The organism is Mesorhizobium sp. M5C.F.Ca.ET.164.01.1.1 (assembly GCF_004792125.1).
GTDB classification, from domain to species: Bacteria; Pseudomonadota; Alphaproteobacteria; order Rhizobiales; family Rhizobiaceae; genus Mesorhizobium; species Mesorhizobium wenxiniae.
On the sequence record NZ_SRTG01000292.1, the window covers coordinates 1 to 343 of the forward strand.

Genomic DNA, 343 nt, shown 5'->3' on the forward strand with positions numbered 1-343 from the left:
TCCGATCTGTGAGGTTGCGCCGCGTTGCGTCGGGCTTGATCATGGAGAAGGTGCGTTCGAGCGCCATGGGTCGTCCTTGTCTGAATTTGAATTGAGAGTGGCGGGCTCTATACAAGCCGCCCGGCTTATTGCCAAGAGGGTGAGGAGCGGGTCCGCGCGGCGAGCGGAAAGGCAATTGCCTGGCTTTGCGAGCGACGAACGCCCGGAGCGACAGCGAGCGTCGAACGGCCAGCGCTTCCGTGGCTGGTCGCTGCGGGCAGGCTGGATCAGACGGCTGTAAAGCAACGGTTTGCTTGCTATAGTCGTCCGGTCGGCGCCGCGCTGAAGTCGGCCCGCATGGAGA

At 63.3% G+C, this 343-nt stretch carries 1 pseudogene; it reads right to left on the bottom strand.

Annotation, left to right across the window (positions count from 1 at the left end):
- Nucleotides 1-67, bottom strand: a pseudogene (gene ndk / locus EN807_RS33530) (nucleoside-diphosphate kinase); the annotation flags it as partial.
- Nucleotides 68-343 lie beyond the last annotated feature (276 nt).